This is a genomic window from Azospirillum brasilense (assembly GCF_008365405.1).
In the GTDB taxonomy this organism is placed as follows: domain Bacteria; phylum Pseudomonadota; class Alphaproteobacteria; order Azospirillales; family Azospirillaceae; genus Azospirillum; species Azospirillum brasilense_D.
In genome coordinates this window covers 117,523-132,968 of the sequence record NZ_QOKV01000020.1, presented here as the reverse complement: position 1 = coordinate 132,968, position 15,446 = coordinate 117,523, and the positions used below count along the sequence as shown (strand labels likewise).

Annotated in this window: 15 protein-coding genes, 1 tRNA gene and 1 rRNA gene; 10 read left to right on the top strand and 7 right to left on the bottom strand. The window is 68.6% G+C overall.

From position 1 onward, the window contains the following. The 3 genes from rrf to pyk all read left to right on the top strand — a co-directional run. Positions 1-97 (top strand): 5S ribosomal RNA (gene rrf / locus DS837_RS24970); the annotation flags it as partial. Between the two features lie 99 nt (positions 98-196). Next, a tRNA-Met gene (locus DS837_RS24965) sits at positions 197-273 on the top strand. A 580-nt stretch (positions 274-853) separates the two neighbouring features. Continuing rightward, on the top strand, positions 854-2,272 hold the full coding sequence (gene pyk, locus DS837_RS24955; protein WP_149167193.1) for a pyruvate kinase: 1,419 nt from the start codon (positions 854-856) through the stop codon (positions 2,270-2,272). 107 nt (positions 2,273-2,379) lie between these two features. Here pyk and DS837_RS24950 read toward each other — a convergent pair whose 3' ends face one another. After that, the gene (locus DS837_RS24950; RefSeq protein WP_149167192.1) at positions 2,380-3,381 is read right to left on the bottom strand and encodes an aldo/keto reductase; all 1,002 of its coding nucleotides are present in this window, start codon (positions 3,379-3,381) and stop codon (positions 2,380-2,382) included. A 136-nt stretch (positions 3,382-3,517) separates the two neighbouring features. Here DS837_RS24950 and DS837_RS24945 point away from each other — a divergent pair, with 136 nt between their 5' ends. Next, a complete protein-coding gene (locus DS837_RS24945; RefSeq protein WP_149167191.1) occupies positions 3,518-4,426 on the top strand; it encodes a LysR family transcriptional regulator in 909 nt (302 codons plus the stop codon). Positions 4,427-4,451: 25 nt separating this feature from the next. Here the strand turns inward: DS837_RS24945 and DS837_RS24940 are convergent, their stop codons facing one another. After that, positions 4,452-5,216 carry a metallophosphoesterase family protein gene (locus DS837_RS24940; RefSeq protein WP_149167190.1) on the bottom strand — a complete coding sequence of 255 codons (765 nt, stop codon included), beginning with the start codon at positions 5,214-5,216 and terminating at the stop codon, positions 4,452-4,454. 186 nt (positions 5,217-5,402) lie between these two features. Beyond that, positions 5,403-6,098 carry a hypothetical protein gene (locus DS837_RS24935; RefSeq protein WP_247890120.1) on the bottom strand — a complete coding sequence of 232 codons (696 nt, stop codon included), beginning with the start codon at positions 6,096-6,098 and terminating at the stop codon, positions 5,403-5,405. Between the two features lie 183 nt (positions 6,099-6,281). Between DS837_RS24935 and DS837_RS24930 the strand changes: the two genes are divergently transcribed. Together DS837_RS24930 and DS837_RS24925 are read left to right on the top strand one after the other, a co-directional pair. Beyond that, positions 6,282-7,943, top strand: coding sequence for a CorA family divalent cation transporter (locus DS837_RS24930; protein WP_149167188.1), 1,662 nt, complete (start codon positions 6,282-6,284; stop codon positions 7,941-7,943). Between the two features lie 163 nt (positions 7,944-8,106). Next, positions 8,107-8,265 carry a DUF3309 family protein gene (locus DS837_RS24925; protein WP_149167187.1) on the top strand — a complete coding sequence of 53 codons (159 nt, stop codon included), beginning with the start codon at positions 8,107-8,109 and terminating at the stop codon, positions 8,263-8,265. 66 nt (positions 8,266-8,331) lie between these two features. Here DS837_RS24925 and DS837_RS24920 read toward each other — a convergent pair whose 3' ends face one another. After that, the gene (locus DS837_RS24920) at positions 8,332-8,568 is read right to left on the bottom strand and encodes a hypothetical protein (protein ID WP_149167186.1); all 237 of its coding nucleotides are present in this window, start codon (positions 8,566-8,568) and stop codon (positions 8,332-8,334) included. Positions 8,569-8,767: 199 nt separating this feature from the next. Here DS837_RS24920 and DS837_RS24915 point away from each other — a divergent pair, with 199 nt between their 5' ends. Together DS837_RS24915 and DS837_RS24910 are read left to right on the top strand one after the other, a co-directional pair. Next, positions 8,768-9,244 (top strand): CYTH domain-containing protein, encoded by a 477-nt coding sequence (locus DS837_RS24915; RefSeq protein ID WP_149167185.1) that lies wholly within the window; start codon positions 8,768-8,770, stop codon positions 9,242-9,244. 205 nt (positions 9,245-9,449) lie between these two features. Next, positions 9,450-10,109: a BON domain-containing protein gene (locus DS837_RS24910; protein WP_149167184.1), complete on the top strand. Its 660-nt coding sequence runs from the start codon at positions 9,450-9,452 to the stop codon at positions 10,107-10,109. 85 nt (positions 10,110-10,194) lie between these two features. Here the strand turns inward: DS837_RS24910 and DS837_RS24905 are convergent, their stop codons facing one another. After that, complete coding sequence (locus DS837_RS24905) at positions 10,195-10,617, bottom strand: bacteriohemerythrin (protein ID WP_149167183.1); 423 nt, start codon at positions 10,615-10,617, stop codon at positions 10,195-10,197. 220 nt (positions 10,618-10,837) lie between these two features. Here DS837_RS24905 and DS837_RS24900 point away from each other — a divergent pair, with 220 nt between their 5' ends. After that, a complete protein-coding gene (locus tag DS837_RS24900; RefSeq protein WP_149167182.1) occupies positions 10,838-11,644 on the top strand; it encodes a Fic family protein in 807 nt (268 codons plus the stop codon). Between the two features lie 12 nt (positions 11,645-11,656). Here DS837_RS24900 and DS837_RS24895 read toward each other — a convergent pair whose 3' ends face one another. Both DS837_RS24895 and DS837_RS24885 read right to left on the bottom strand, forming a co-directional pair. After that, positions 11,657-13,333: a CocE/NonD family hydrolase gene (locus DS837_RS24895; RefSeq protein WP_149167181.1), complete on the bottom strand. Its 1,677-nt coding sequence runs from the start codon at positions 13,331-13,333 to the stop codon at positions 11,657-11,659. Positions 13,334-13,592: 259 nt separating this feature from the next. Next, positions 13,593-14,108: an adenine phosphoribosyltransferase gene (locus DS837_RS24885; protein WP_149167209.1), complete on the bottom strand. Its 516-nt coding sequence runs from the start codon at positions 14,106-14,108 to the stop codon at positions 13,593-13,595. Between the two features lie 199 nt (positions 14,109-14,307). Between DS837_RS24885 and DS837_RS24880 the strand changes: the two genes are divergently transcribed. Next, positions 14,308-15,444 carry an MlaE family lipid ABC transporter permease subunit gene (locus tag DS837_RS24880; RefSeq protein ID WP_149167179.1) on the top strand — a complete coding sequence of 379 codons (1,137 nt, stop codon included), beginning with the start codon at positions 14,308-14,310 and terminating at the stop codon, positions 15,442-15,444. The last annotated feature ends 2 nt before the right edge of the window (positions 15,445-15,446 follow it).

Genomic DNA, 15,446 nt, shown 5'->3' with positions numbered 1-15,446 from the left:
CTCCCAACACCCGATCCCATTCCGAACTCGGCCGTGAAACGCCTCAGCGCCGATGGTACTGCGTCTTAAGACGTGGGAGAGTAGGTCGCCGCCAGGTCACCACGGCACACGCCACGCCATCCAAGGACGTGGACGCAGCAGGTTTCACACAAACACTTGACAATCGTCGCACACGGTTTTCTTCCCAAGGAACATCCGCGGGGTGGAGCAGCCCGGTAGCTCGTCAGGCTCATAACCTGAAGGTCGCAGGTTCAAATCCTGCCCCCGCAACCAACTTTATCTGCTCGGCAAGGCCGGCCCCGGAAACGGGGCCGGCCTTGCGCGTTCCGGAGCACAGCGCTGATCAAGAGCATATGGTCATGCGACGGCTTCGCCAAAGGCCACCGACCGTAGTGGTGGGCCGGGACCTGACGGTGTTGACGTCCTCCCGGAGGGCGCATTTCCAGTACCGGCTCGCTGCGTAGCGCATCACCCAACCGTGGCCGACTTCGGAACAATTTTCCGATCCGAAGCCGGCACCCGATCAAATCCCGTTCCGCACCAGGGGTAATGCGGGCCAGCACTGAGTGAGTGGCAGATGGCGTCGCACCCCGGCTGGGTGTCGGATAACGTCGTCGCGTGACCGTTCGGTGACGGATCGATGATGATTGGCGGTGCAAACGGACACTGGATCCGGCCCGCTGGCGGCGGCTGTGCCACAGCCGGGTCATTATTGCGGGCGTGGTGGTTGTCAGCGGGCCGTTATCCACCAATGTGAACGGCAGCCGGGCGGTTCGATGGCCGCCCGGCTCACACCCGGCATGCCCGCCGTTCGACACTCCACCAAGGAGGCGGCCCGAGAGGCCGAAACTATATGCGTCGTCACCGCCGCGCGAAGATCGTTGCCACGGTCGGTCCCGCCAGCAACACGCCTGAGATGCTGAAGCGGCTGTTCCTGGCCGGCGTCGATACCTTCCGCCTGAATTTCAGCCATGGGACGCACGAGGACCACGCCAAGGTCCACGCCGCCATCCGCGCCCTGGAGGCCGAGATGGGCCGTCCCATCGGCATTCTTCAGGACCTGCAGGGCCCGAAGATCCGCGTCGGCACCATCCGTGACGGCAAGATCACCGTCGCCGCCGGCGAATCGATCCGCTTCGTCCTGTCCGGCGCCGACGGTGACAAGACCGCGATCCCGCTGCCCCATCCGGAAATCTTCGCCGCGGTGATGCCGGGCCACAATCTGCTGATCGACGACGGGCGCGTGCGCGTCGCCGTGACCGGGCTGGGCGACGACCACATCGACGCCAAGGTGGTGATCGGGGGGACCATCTCCAACCGCAAGGGCGTCAACCTGCCCGACACGGTGCTGGAGCTGTCGCCCCTGACCGCCAAGGACCGCGTCGACCTTGCCTTCGGGCTGGAGCTGGGTGTAGATTGGGTGGCGATGTCCTTCGTCCAGAAACCGGCGGACCTGCTGGAGGCCCGCGGGCTGATCGGCGACCGCGCCGGGCTGATGTCGAAGATCGAGAAGCCGGCGGCGCTGGACCGCATCGACGATATCATCCGCCTGTCGGACTCGGTCATGGTCGCCCGCGGCGACCTGGGCGTCGAGATCCCGCACGAGGAGGTGCCGGGCCGCCAGAAGGAGCTGGTGCGCGCCTGCCGCCTCGCGGTGAAGCCGGTGATCGTGGCGACGCAGATGCTCGATTCCATGGTCAACGCCCCGACCCCGACGCGGGCCGAGGCGTCGGACGTGGCGACCGCCATCTATGACGGCGCCGACGCGGTGATGCTGTCGGCGGAATCGGCCAGCGGCGCCTTCCCGGTCGAGGCGGTGGAGATGATGGACCGCATCATCCGCAGCACCGAGCAGCACAAGCTCTACCGCTCGATCATCGACGCTTCCGACCCCGGCGAGGAGCAGACCGCGCCGCACGCGGTGGCCGCCGCCGCCGCCGATCTGGCCGAGGTGATCCACGCATCGACCATCGTCGCCTACACCTCCAGCGGCACCACGGCCGCGCGCATCGCCCGGCGCCGCCCCGCGGTGCCGATCCTGGCGATCACGCCGCACGCCGCGGTGTCGCGCCGCCTGTCCCTGCTCTGGGGCGCGCACAGCGTCCTGTCCGCCGACATCCACACCTATGAGGAGATGGTCGAGCGGGCGCTGGGCTTCGCCAAGGAGGAGGGTTTCGCCAAGCCCAACGACCAGATGGTCGTGGTGGCCGGCATTCCCTTCGCCAAGGCGGGGACCACCAACAACCTGCGCGTGGTGCAGGTCGAGGGGTAGAAACCCCCGCAATGGTGCCCCCTCCCTAACCCTCCTCCGCTTCGCAGGGGAGGGGACAAATCTCCCTCCTCCGCGGAAGCGGGGGAGGGCCGGGGTGGGGGCAAGGGTCAGCGCCTCTTGTACGTCTCGCTGTCCATATGGACGAGCTGCGCCGCCGGGTAGCGCTCGCCCGCCGCGGCGCCGGGCGGCAGGGCTTCGGCCAGCTGCGCCAGATCCTCCGCCGACAGGGTGAGGTCCAGGGCGCCCAGCGCCTCGGCCAAGCGGTCGCGGCGGCGGGCGCCGACCAGCGGGACGATGTCGCGGCCTTGCGCCGCCACCCAGGCGATGGCGACCTGGGCGACCGAACCGCCGATGCGCTGGGCGATCTCGCGCATACGCTCCACCAGCTCCAGGTTCCGGTCCAGATTCTCGCCCTGAAAGCGCGGGCTGCGGCTGCGGAAATCCTGTCCCGTGCGGTCCTTGCTCCAATGGCCGCTGATCAGACCGCGCGACAGCACGCCGTAGGCGGTGACGCCAATGCCAAGCTCCCGGCAGGTGGGCAGGATGGCCTCCTCGATGCCGCGGGAGATCAGGGAGTATTCGATCTGCAGGTCGCTGATCGGGTGCACCGCGGCGGCGCGGCGGATCGTCTCCGGACCGACCTCCGACAGGCCGATGTGGCGGATGTAGCCGGCTTTGACCATGTCGGCCATGGCGCCCACTGTATCCTCGATGGGGACGCTCGGATCGAGGCGGGCCGGGCGGTAGATGTCGATGTGGTCCACCCCCAGCCGGCGCAGCGAATAGGTCAGGAAGTTCTTCACCGCCGCCGGGCGGGAGTCATAGCCGTTCCAGCCCATCTGTGGGTCACGCAGGGCGCCGAACTTCACGCTGATGAGCAGCCCGTCGCGGTCGCGACCGCGCAGGGCGTCGCGGATGAGCAGTTCGTTGTGCCCCATGCCGTAGAAGTCGCCGGTGTCGAGCAGGGTGATCCCGGCGTCGAGCGCCGCGTGGATCGTGGCGATGCTCTCCTCCTGGTCGGCCGGACCGTAGAAGTCCGACATGCCCATGCAGCCGAGGCCGATGACCGAGCTGACGGGGCCGGCGGCCCCGAACGTGCGCTGTTCCATGTTCCTGATCCTCTCCGTCCGTCGCGGCGCCGTTCCAGCGCCGCCTTGCCCTGGATGATGACCCGACCCCATTGATCCGATAAGCTGGACAATGCCGAATGGGCTGTTCACTGCATCGAACAATCGGAACCCGGGGATGGACGACACCGACCTGCGCGACCTGCAAGCCTTCGCCGCCGTTGCCCGTCACCGCAGCTTCCGCCGCGCGGCGCTGGAACAGCGGGTGTCCGTCTCCAGCCTCAGCCAGCGGATGCGGGAGCTGGAGGAGCATCTCGGCGTCCGCCTGCTGAACCGCACCACTCGCAGCGTCGCCCCGACCGAGGCCGGGGAGCAGCTTCTCCGCCGGCTGGAACCGGCGCTGGGCGAGGTGGCGGGCGCCCTGTCCGACCTGCGGGAGCGCCAGGGGCGTCCGGCGGGGCGGCTGCGCATCAACGCGCCGGCCCCGGCGGTGGATCTCGTGCTGGCCCCGATGGTCACGCCCTTCCTGACCCGCTTTCCGGATGTGGAACTGGAAATCACCGTGGACATCGCCTTGATCGACATCGTGGCGCAGGGCTACGACGCGGGCGTGCGCTACGAGGAACATCTGGCCCAGGACATGATCGCGGTGCCGCTCGGCCCGCCGCAGCGCTTCGTGCTGTGCGCGGCGCCGTCCGTGCTCGACCGTTTCGGGATGCCGGAACGGCCCGAGGACCTGCTGGGCAAGCCGAGCGTCTCCACCGTCTACGCCAGCGGCGCCCACCCGCCCTGGGAGTTCGAGAAGGACGGCCGCATCGTGCGCATCCAGCCCGGCGGCCCCTTCCACGCCGGGCACACCGGCATCCAGTTGCGGGCGGCGCTGGACGGGTTGGGGTTCCTGATGACCTTCGACGACTATGTGCGGGAGCACATCGCCGCCGGCCGCCTCGTCGCCGTGCTGGAGGACTGGAGCCAGAGCTTTCCCGGCCCCTTCCTCTACTACCCCTCGCGCCGCCAGCCCCCGGCGTCGCTGCGCGCCTTCCTCGACTTCCTCAAGGACTGGCGCCGTCAGGCCGCCGCGCCGTGAGGCGTCAGATGGTGCACGTGATGCCTCAGATGGTGCAGAGGAAGCGGCGCTCCCCGCCCTCCAGGACCAGCGCGGTCAGCCGGTTGGAGGCGTAGGCCCCGGTGTCGATGCCGATGCGGTTGGAGCGGATGTCCGGCTGCTCGACGATGGTGTGGCCGTGCACGACGAGCTTGCCATGGTCGATGTGGGAAGTCAGGAACTCCCGCCGGATCCACAACAGATCCTCGTCCCGCTGGCGGTGCAGCGGCAGGCCGGGGCGGATGCCGGCATGGACGAACAGATAGTCGCCGATGGCGACGCTGGAGCGCAGCCCGGCCAGGAAGGCCCGGTGATGGGGCGGCAGGGCGGCGGCGAAGCGCTGGCGGGCCTCCGCCACATGCTCCGGCGGGGCGTCCTCGACGGGGGCCGGCACGCCGTAGCTGGCCAGCGTCGCCCGCCCGCCATACTCCAGCCAGTCCGGCCCGGCCTCGGGCTTGTCGATGAAGTCCATCATCGCGGCCTCGTGGTTGCCGCGCAGGTGGATGGCGCCGAAGCCGGGCAGGGGCTCGCGGCACAGCCGTTCGATGACCATCGCGGAATCCGGCCCGCGGTCCACATAGTCGCCGAGAAAAACCAGATATTTGACGAGGTCGGCGCCGCTCGCCGCGTCGCGGTCGATCTGCACCAGCAACTGGTCCAGCAGATCCAGGCGTCCATGGATGTCGCCCACCGCGTAGACGCGCACGCCCCGCGGCACATGGCTCGCGGCGGGTTCCGGGTCCGACCACAGTTTGCGCGCAAAGCCGAACACGCTCCGCTCTCCTCCGTCTTTGATGGGTGGGTCCTGCCTTGACAGGATGGGGATGACGGTGCGCGCTCTCAAGTCGGACAGCCGCTTGCCCGGACCGCCTTGACCGAATTCATCCTCATGGGGCGAGTCGGACGGCAAAGAGTGGGTGCGGTCAAGCGGCCTGAGTGGTTAATCCGAATGGCGCGGTCAGGAACCGGGCATGGCCCGGTCCAGCGCTTCCAGCAGGTCGCCCAGCCGGAACTCCACGGTTCGCCGGTCGAGCCGCGGCCAGTGATAGACCTGCGTCGCGCTGTCGGCCTGCTTTTGAAACTCCAGCCGCAGCGGGCGGTCCGAGCGCATCAGCGGCATCAGGCGCTCCATCGGGCCGCAGGTCAGGCCGATGCGCCGCGGCTCCTTGATCGCGGCGAAGCGCCTCAGCATCTCCGCCCCGGCGTCGTCGTCGGTGATGGCGCCCTCGGCCACCTGGCTCAGGAAGCGGGTGAATTCCGGCGGCCCGGCTTCCGGCGCCGTGTCGGGCTGGCTTGCTTCATCGAGCGCATCGGCAAGCTCGGAAAGCTGCCGCGGCGTGTAGAAGCGCTGCGGCGGGGCGCCGTCCACCATTAGCGTGACGGGGCGGGCGAGCGCGATGGGCTCGTCGAACATGATGTAGAGAGAGGTGCAGGCCGCGTCGCGCACCGCGCTGATGCTCAGCTCGCCGAGGCCGCCCCGGTTGTCGGGGAAAGGCTGGACGGCGGACACGGTGCAGCGCCGCCCGGCGCCCTCGCCGACACAGACGGTGTCGGAGACAGTGTTGGAGACAGGGGCCTCCACGGCCAGGGCGGACGTGGCCGTTCCCAGTGCGGCCATCAACAGGAACAGCCCGATCCGGCGCGTCTTCGGCAAATGAACCCTCCTCCGGCGCATGGTCTGAACGGGGGACGCTACCAGGGCCGGGCTTTCGTCCTGGTTAATGGTCCGGTTCGATGGGATGGGGCGAATGCCAGGCAATCCCACTTTGGTGCCGCGTTTTCGCCGGTCCGGACTCTGCTAGGATGTGGGAAAAGAAGGACAAGGGGGAGGGTCGCCATGGACGAGAGCCCGATCCGCGTGCGCCGGTTTCGCGAAATCCTGCTGTGGCCGGTGCAGTTGATGCCGCTGAAGGCGGGTGCGCAGATCCAGAACCATTGGGAGTGGCTTGGCGGGCCGGACTGCCCCTGGCAGGAGGTGGCGGACGAGTTCACCCAGGATCCCGGCGAATTCAGCGAGCGCCATTACAGCGAGTTCGTGTCCTTTCTGCCCTATGTGCAGCGCTTCCTCTATGGCGAGGGGGAATCGCGCGACCATCGGCCCGGCTATGGCGGTTCGCCGATCCGCGTCTTCCGGCGGCGCGACGTGGCGGCGCTGACGGTCACCCTGCGGCGGGGGCAGGCGCCGCTGCGCTTCGCCATCGCCCATGTCGATCTGCATTTCTTCCACGACGTCGATGTCGCGATCCTCGTCGTGGAGCTGTTCGGCGAGGACCTGCCTCTGGACCGCGTGCAGGACACGCTGTTCCGGCTGGGCCGCACCTATCCGCCCGCCTGGGAGTCGGACGGCAGCGCCACACAATGCCCGCACCGCGTCGAATGGATCGGCGCCGACGGCGCCGTGCTCGCCGCCTCCGACTATGAGCGGAAGGCCGATTACCTGTCCTTCGTGTGCCGCCACCGGGCGCCGCGCATCGCCGCCCACTGGTCGTTTCTTCTGCGCCCCCTGGTCCATCATCATTCGGAGGAGACCGGGCTGCTGCGTTACCGCCAACTCGAATATCAGCGGATGCCGGCCATGGCTTATCTGTCGCTGGACGAGCCGGAACGGCTGGAGCGGGCGGACTGGGTGCGGCTGGGCTTCGCCACCTCCCCTGGATCGGGATCTGGCGAAGTGATGCCCTTCGCCCCGGCCTTCCTGGAGGGGTTCGAGCAGCGCTACTGCTACGACCGCTACTGGGACCCAAGGGCGCCCGGCGCCTGGACGCGCAGCCGCATCCTGTGCTGCGGCCATTCGCTGGTCATGGTGGGGTCGGAACGCGACGCCTTCTTCACCGATGCGGAAACCGGGCTGCTCGGCCAGTTCCGCCACCAATATTTCCTGCTGGGGCTGGTCGTGCATTTCCACCGGGCGGCGCTGGTGATGCTGTCCGACCGGCTGGTGCTGGCGGTCAGCCAACTCGACATCGGCACCGTGGAGTCGGTGAAGCGGTTCAAGCGGGACATCCGGCAGATGTTCGAGATCTTCCTGCGCTTCACCCACCGCTATTGGTTCCATGAGCTGTCGATCCAGGGGCCGCTGCGCGACCTGTTCCGCCTGTGGGCCGGGCATCTCGGCACCGACCGCCTCTACGCCGAGGTGCGGGACGAGGTCCAGGACATGAGCGACTATTTGGACAGCGACGGGCTGCGGCGGCAGGCCAACACGGTGCTGCGGCTGACCGTGGTGACGGTGGTCAGCACCATCGGGACGCTGGTCACCGGCTTTCTCGGCATGAACCTGCTCGCCATGGCCGACGATCCGCTGCCGGCGCGCGTTCTGTTCTTCCTGTTCGTCCTGCTGGCGACGGTCGGTCTGATCGCCTTCAGCGTGATGCGCTCCAAGCGTCTGGCCGACTTCCTGGAAGCGCTGTCGGACGAACGGCTGCCGGGGCGGAGCAAGCTGTCGCTGCTGGCGAAGGTGTGGGAGCGCCCGAGTCGCCGCGCCGGACCGCCTTTGTGAGCCGGGGAAGGCCGGTGGAGGTGGGCTTTGAAGAAAAGCCGGAAGGGTAGGGCGTCTCTGCCCCGAATGGAGATGGTGGGCGCCAAAGAACAGGCGTGAAGCAGGAACCACCCGGCCAAGCTCGCGTTCTTGTCAGCGAAAGCTCCACATTTGGGAGGACGCCATGAGCATCGGCACCATTCTGCTCATCATTTTGATTCTCGTTCTAATCGGCGCAGTTCCGGCGTGGCCGCACAGCCGTAGTTGGGGCTATGGTCCCAGCGGTATCCTCGGCGTGCTGCTTCTGATCCTGATCGTGTTGCTGCTGATGGGCCGCATCTGACGGGCAACCCGTCCGGGCAACCCAACGCGCGGGCGCCGTTCCCGTTCCGCCACCGGCCCTGGGGCGTCACGCTCCGGGGCTGCGGCCGGGACGGGAACGGCGCCCGTTGCGCATGACGAACATCAGCCAGCCGATCGGCCCCAGAATCAGCACCATCACCACCCAGCCGGCCCGCGGGCCGAAGGGGCAGCGCGTGCCGGGCGGGGGACGCCACGGGCCGCCGCGCCGTGACAGCATCACATGGAGGAGGGGCGCGCCGTAGACGGCGAACAGGATCAGCCAGGGTGCGAAGTCTTGTGCCATGGCGGCATGCTACCCCAGAACGGGTGACCGCTCCCACCACGGAGCGTCGGGCATTGCGTCGTGGGCGCTTGTTCGATGATGTGTCCAAATGGTAATACCGCAACGCAGGAATGGACTTCATGCGTATGAGGCATGGTTGCGCCGCAGCGTGGCGGGCGATTATCCTCAGCGGTGTCCGATATGCCGAAAGGCGGATATCATGGCGGTTGAGATCGAACGGCGCTTTCTGGTCCGGAGGGACATCCGTCCCCTGTGCCGAAACGGCCTGTCCATCGTCCAGGGTTATCTGCCCTCCGACGACGGTCGTACGGTGCGGGTCCGGGTGGCGGGGCCGGACGCCACGCTGACCGTCAAAGGCCCCCGCCGCGGCCTGTGTCGCGAGGAGGTCGAACATCCGCTTTCCCTCGACCTCGCCCTGGGTCTGCTGCGCCACAGTTGCCGTGGCGGCCTGATTGAGAAGACCCGCCACCTCATCCATCACCATGGTTTCTGCTGGGAAGTCGACATGTTCAGCGGCGAGAACGCCGGTCTGGTGATCGCCGAGGTCGAACTGTCCCATGCCGACCAAGTCGTTCCGCTTCCCGACTGGGTGGGTGCGGAAATCACGCACCGGGCGGCCTACAGCAATTCCGCCCTGTCGCGCAGCCCGATCCGCCGCTGGGTCAACGCGGCGTAACCCGTCTCCTGGAAAAAAAGCCCCGGTCCGAAGGGGGACCGGGGCCAAGGCTGCGTGGATGACTGTGTGCAGCGCAGCAATCCGCGTGCCAGATTGTGCGGACACTCCGGCGATGCGCCGAAAGGGGAACGCAGCCCGGCGCCGTCCTGTTGCAAAAGGGCCGTCCGGATGGGCGGCGGTCAACGGCGAACGGGAGTCTGGCACGATGACTCAGTACGAGAACCGGTGGAAGGACGAGGCCCGCAATGTGGACGAGGACGACCGCCGCGACGTCCGCGACCGCAACGAATTTGGGCGCGGAGCCTACGGCGCAGGCGGTTATCCCCGGAGTGACTACGAAAGCGGCGGTTCCGGCGGACGCGATCCCGCCCGCCGCTGGGGCAGCGACTGGGGCCACGCCGAGCGCGGATGGCATCGCGACGACCGCGCGTGGGATGGCCGTATGCGGGATGACCGGATGCGCGGGGAGCGCCATCGCGACGAGCCCATCGGCATGGCGCGGGAGCGCAACTTCTGGGAGCAGGCCGGTGACGAGGTCGCCTCCTGGTTCGGCAACGACGATGCCGAACGCCGTCGCGAGGAGGACGAGCGGCGTGCCCAGTTCCGCGGCCGCGGCCCACGGGGCTACACCCGGTCGGACGAACGGATCCGCGACGATCTGAACGACCGGCTGACCGAGGACTCCTATCTCGACGCCACCGACATCGCGGTGTCCGTGTCGGGTGGCGAGGTCACGTTGGACGGCACGGTGGACGACCGTATGGCGAAGCGCCGGGCCGAGGACTTGGCCGACGCCATCTCCGGCGTCCGTCACGTTCAGAACAATCTGCGTCTTCGCGAGCCGGGCGGCACCATGGCCTTCTGATATGGCCTTCTGATCGGGTGGCGGCCTCCGAGGCGCTGACGAAACGCCCCCGCTCCACCCGGTGCGGGGGCTTTCGCGCGTGCGCTCAATGGGCGGTGCTGCTGCCGGCGTCTTCGGCCATGAAGGGGCTGTACTGCTTATCAACCGACTGGATGTGTTCGATGAACCATTCTTTCAGGAGCAGAATCAGGTCGATGCGCAGCATCATCTCGTTGCTGTCGTCATCGTCCAGAGTCAGCTTGTGCACCTCGTCGATGAAATAGCGGTGCGCGGCCCGGTGGGCGTCGAGGCCGGGATAGCCCTGCCGCTCCATCAGCGCCTCTTCCCGCGCGAAATGCACGGTCGTGTACTCCTGCAAGCCCCCCAGCAGCCCGGATAGGCTGGAGCGGTCCTTCTCCGCGATGCCGGCCTTCAGCAGCCGGTTGAACATGTCGAGCAATTTTCGGTGGTCGTCGTCGAGAACTTCGACGCCGACGCTCATCGATTTATCCCAGGCAACATGTTGCATCGGATCAATCCTTCCAGAGGGCCGGGTCAGCCGAGTATAGGCGGGCGGAAATCTTGTATTGCGATGTTAAAACCGGCAACCGCGGCGGCACAAGCGGCAAAAAACCGCAGGCCGGAGGTTGCACCGCACCCTGTTGAGCTTGTGAGCCGGCAAAGGATGTGCTTCCCCGCGCGCCGTCCAGGCATTATGAAAATGCACGGGATCTGCGGAGTTCGGGACGATGGCGCTGCTGGACGATATTCTGGAAAAGAAGCGGGTTCTGGACGACGCCCGGCCGATGCCGTTGACGGTGGTCCGCGATCTGGCCGACCGCTTCGAACGCGGCCTGACCACCGCCTGCCTTCTCGTCGAGGGGGAGGAACTGTCCCCGGACGACATCCGCATGGTGCTGGACCGCGGCGCGGTGCTGCGCAGCCGTCCGGCCGAGCCGCAGCGACTCGCGCTCAACCACCGCGCCGCGCTCGAACTGATGGCCCGCCTGTCCTTCCAGGGCGGCGGGGTGGTGACGGAGCGCACCATCGCGGCCTTCCATGGCGTGCTCTATCAGGGAATCGACACGAACGCCGGGCGCTACCGGGACGGCGCGCTGAAGGACGACGCCGGGGCCTCCCCCGATCCGGCGAAGGTGCGGGTGTCGATGTCGGCGCTGTCGGGCTGGCTGCGCCGGACGGAAGCGGGGCCGGAGGCCGCCTTCGAGGCCCATCATCGGCTGATGAGCGTCCGTCCCTTCTTCCAGGGCAACGCCGCGACCGCGCTTCTGCTGTGCAACCTGATCCTGAACCGCGCCGGTTTCCCGCCGGTGGTGATCACGGACGAGGATCGCGAAATGTATGCCGCGATGGTGGAACGCGCTTGGTCGCTGGGCGACAAGACGCCGTTCCGCGACCTGATGATGCGCCTGCTCGACCGCAGCCTGAACCTGTGCCTGCGCAGCGCCGCCCGCGCCCTCCGCGACTTCGAGCCGGCCGACGAGAATGAGCACGGCTTCGGCGATGACCGGGATGAAGGCCTTGGCCGACGCCCCTGAAGGGGCCGACGGTCAGTCTCGGAGCGGCAGCAGCAGGCGCGACGGGCGGGCGCCGCCGCCATGGATCAGCAGGGTGATCGGCTGCGCGTCCACCAGCCGGGTTTCGCCCGGCTCCGCCCCGGTCCCCGGGTTGACGGGATAGGCCGGGAAGCAGGACCCGGCGAGGCTGAGACGCAGCGCGCTTCCGGCGGGCAGGGTCGCGCAGAGTGCGCGCAGGGCCACCGGCATGGGACGCTGCTCGCCGCCCGGTTCGACCCGCGCGTGACCCTGGCTGAGCGGCAGGACGCGCCCGTCGGGCAGCACGGCGGACAGAACGGCGCTGACGTCGAAGGACGGGGCGTCCGCCTCCACCCAGATTTCCAAAGCGGCGAGGCCGGACAGCGTCAGCGGCGCCGTGAGCGGCGCGGTGTCGTAGACCGCCACGTCGGGGCGGGCGTCGGCGGCGGCGCGGTCGCGTGGGCCGGCGTCGGGCACGGCGTGACCGCCCACGGTGGGCACCGGATCACGCGGATCGTGGACCAGCACGTCGAGGAACCCTTCGTCCGGGGCATCGTCGCGCAGGGCACCGCCGCGCCGCGTGGCGAGTCCGTCGCTCGACAGATGCAGCCGCTGTGCGGCGGGCGGCAGGGCCGGCAGGTCGCGCCAGCGGCGTTCCAGAACGTCGAACAGACGGATCGGCCCGCCGCGCTCCGCGCCGGTCATCTCGCCTTTCAGGAAGCGCTCGAACCAGCCGAGTTGCAGGGCGTCGAAGGATGGCACGTCGGATGGCGCCCGGCCGTCCATGCCGGCATGGTTCGTCACCCCATGGCGGTCCCAGGGGCCGACCAGCAGGCGGACGGTGCCGTCGCCGCCGGCGGACAGGGCCTCGTGCGCCGCCAGCGTGCCGGTCAGGCGCGGGTCGTACCAGCCGCCGATCTGCAGGATGGACACCTCTCCGGCCCCGCCGTCGGACAGCGCGTGGCGGGGAGACAATTCGTCCCAGCTTCCGCCGGGGCCGGGCGTGGTCAGCCAGTCGTCGTAATGGCAGTGGCGCGCGTAGTCCCGCAACACCCGCGGGCGGGAGGGGATCTCGTCGTCCAAAGGCAGGCTGCGGATTGCCTCCAGGAGCGCGCGGTAGGCCGCGCCATCCTCCAACCGGCGGGCGGACTCCGCAGCGCAGCGCAGCGCCCAGTCCATCGCGTCGGCCAGCCGGAAGGCGCCGCCCTCCGTCGCCCAGTCGGTGAACACGTCCCAACCCGCCAGTGCCGGAACCACGGCGCGCAGAGCGGCGGGCCGCTCGGCCAAGGCCAGGAGCTGCGCCATGCCGGCGTAGCCGCTGCCATACATGCCGACCGTGCCGTTGGAGCCGGGCAGGGAGGCCGCCCAGGCCACCGCGTCGGCGCCGTCCTCGCGCTCCGCCTCGAAGGGGCGGAAGCGGCCTTCCGACGTGCCGCGCCCGCGCATGTCCTGCACCACGACGACATAGCCGCGGGCGGCGTACCAGCGCGGGTGCGCGTAATGGCTGGTCATCGCCGTGCGCCGCCCGCAGGCCAGACGCAACAGCAGGACGGGCCAGGGACCGACGCCGTCGGGCCTGTAAAGGTCGGCGTCCAGCCGCACGCCGTCGCGCGTCCGCATGGAAACGGTTTCGGGAGGCCGGACGGCCAGGAGGGGCGGCTGTTCGAGAATCACCGGGGCCATATGGGTCATGGGGCGCCCTGCCGAGCAACTGTGACCGGCAACTCTCGCAAGCGCTGTGCCATGACCGGCGGATTGCCGTCGCGATGTTCCCTCTCCCGCCTCGGGAGAGGGAAGGGACCCGCGCAACGCGCGGGAAGGGTGAGGGTGCCGCCGAGAATCAGCGCCTTGATCCTCGGGCGACCCTCACCCGGCGCCTTTGGCGCCACCCTCTCCCGGGACGGGAGAGGGGTGCTCAAATCATGGGCAGACGCCTTTCCGGGAGGCGCTTTTACGAATCGTAGCTCATCAGCGAGACGCTGGGCACGTCCAGCTTGTCGCGGCCGCTGAGGAAGGTCAGCTCGACCAGGAAGGCGGCGGCGCGGACGTCGGCGCCGACGCGGCGCAGCAGGCTGATCGCCGCGGCCATGGTGCCGCCGGTCGCCAGCAGATCGTCCAGGACGACCACGCGCTGGCCGGGTTTCACGGCGTCGGCCTGAACCTCGATGGTGTCGGTGCCGTATTCCAGGTCATAGGAATGGGCGACCTTGTCGCCGGGCAGCTTGCCGTGCTTGCGCACCATGATGAAGCCGGTGCCGAGCGCCAGGGCCAGCGGGGCGGCGATCAGGAAGCCGCGGGACTCGATTCCCACCAGCAGTTCCGGCTTGTGCGGGCGCAGCGCTTCGGCGAGCTGGTCCACCGCTTCCTTCCATGCCTCGGCGTGAGCCAGCAGCGGGGAGATGTCGTAGAAGAGGATGCCGGGCTTGGGGAAGTCGGCGATGCCGCGGATGTGGTTCTTCAGATCGATGGGGTTCGGCATGGTGAAAAGGTTCCTGTGCAACGGCGGCGCCATACTATCGGGGCGGCGGTCCGCGTGCAAACCACCGCTGTGCGGCTGTTTTTCCCCGGCTTGAGGTTGACCATCGGGGGGGCTTGCGGCCAAGTTCCTCTCCACAAGCATGAGCATCGCCACAGGGCGGCACCGGAAGGGAAGGGCAGGACGGGGCATGGCGCGCGAAAGGGCGTGGTTGGAATCGTCGCGCGCCGGCGACGGTGAATGGCGGCTGACGGCTCTCGGCCATTGGGATTTGAAGGCCGCGGGTGGGCTCTCGGGCACGCTCGACCGCTTCGCGCTGGACGGCGGCGGGGCGGTCAGCCTCGACCTGTCGCGGCTGGACGCCATGGACACGGTGGGCGCCTATCTGCTGTCCGCCCTGTCCGACCGGCTGAAGGCGGCGGGCCACGGCGTCGATCTGACCGCCATCCGCCCGGAGCACGCCGCCCTGTTCGACGCGGTGCGCGAGGTCGGCCCTCCTCCGGTCGAGCGGGCGCAGACGCACCACCCCATCCTCGACATGCTGGAGCGCACCGGTCGCACCGCCGTGGACGGGCTGCGCGAGGGGCGGGACCTGCTGTCCTTCCTCGGCCTGATCGCCATCACCTTCGGGCGGCTGATCGTCAACCCGCGGCGGCTGCGCTTCCGCTCGGTGATGTTCCACATCGAGCAGACCGGGCTGAACGCCCTGCCGATCCTCGGGCTGCTGTCCTTCCTGATCGGCGTGGTTCTGGCCTTCCAAGGGGCGGACCAACTCCGCCGCTTCGGGGCGGAGCTGTTCGTGGTCAACCTGCTGGGCGTGTCGATCCTGCGCGAGATCGGCATCCTGATGACCGCCATCATCGTGGCGGGGCGCTCCGGCTCCGCCTTCACCGCGCAGATCGGCACCATGAAGGTGAATCAGGAGGTGGACGCCATCAGCACGCTGGGGCTGGACGTGGTGGAGCTTCTGGTGGTGCCGCGCGCGCTGGCCCTGATGATCACCCTGCCGCTGCTGGCCTTCTACGCCGACATCATGGGGCTGTTCGGCGGTGCGGTGATGAGCTACGCGACGCTGGACATCACCTTCGGGCAGTTCATCCGCCAGCTTCACGGCGCCGTCACGCTGCCGCATTTCGTGGTTGGACTGGTGAAGGCGCCGGTCTTCGCGCTGGTGATCGCCATGGTCGGCTGTTACGAGGGGCTGAAGGTCTCCGGCAGCGCCGAGAGCGTCGGCACGCTGACCACCAAGTCGGTGGTGGAGTCCATCTTCCTGGTGATCGTCCTGGACGCGGTGTTCTCCGTCCTGTTCTCCTTTCTCAGGCTGTGAGG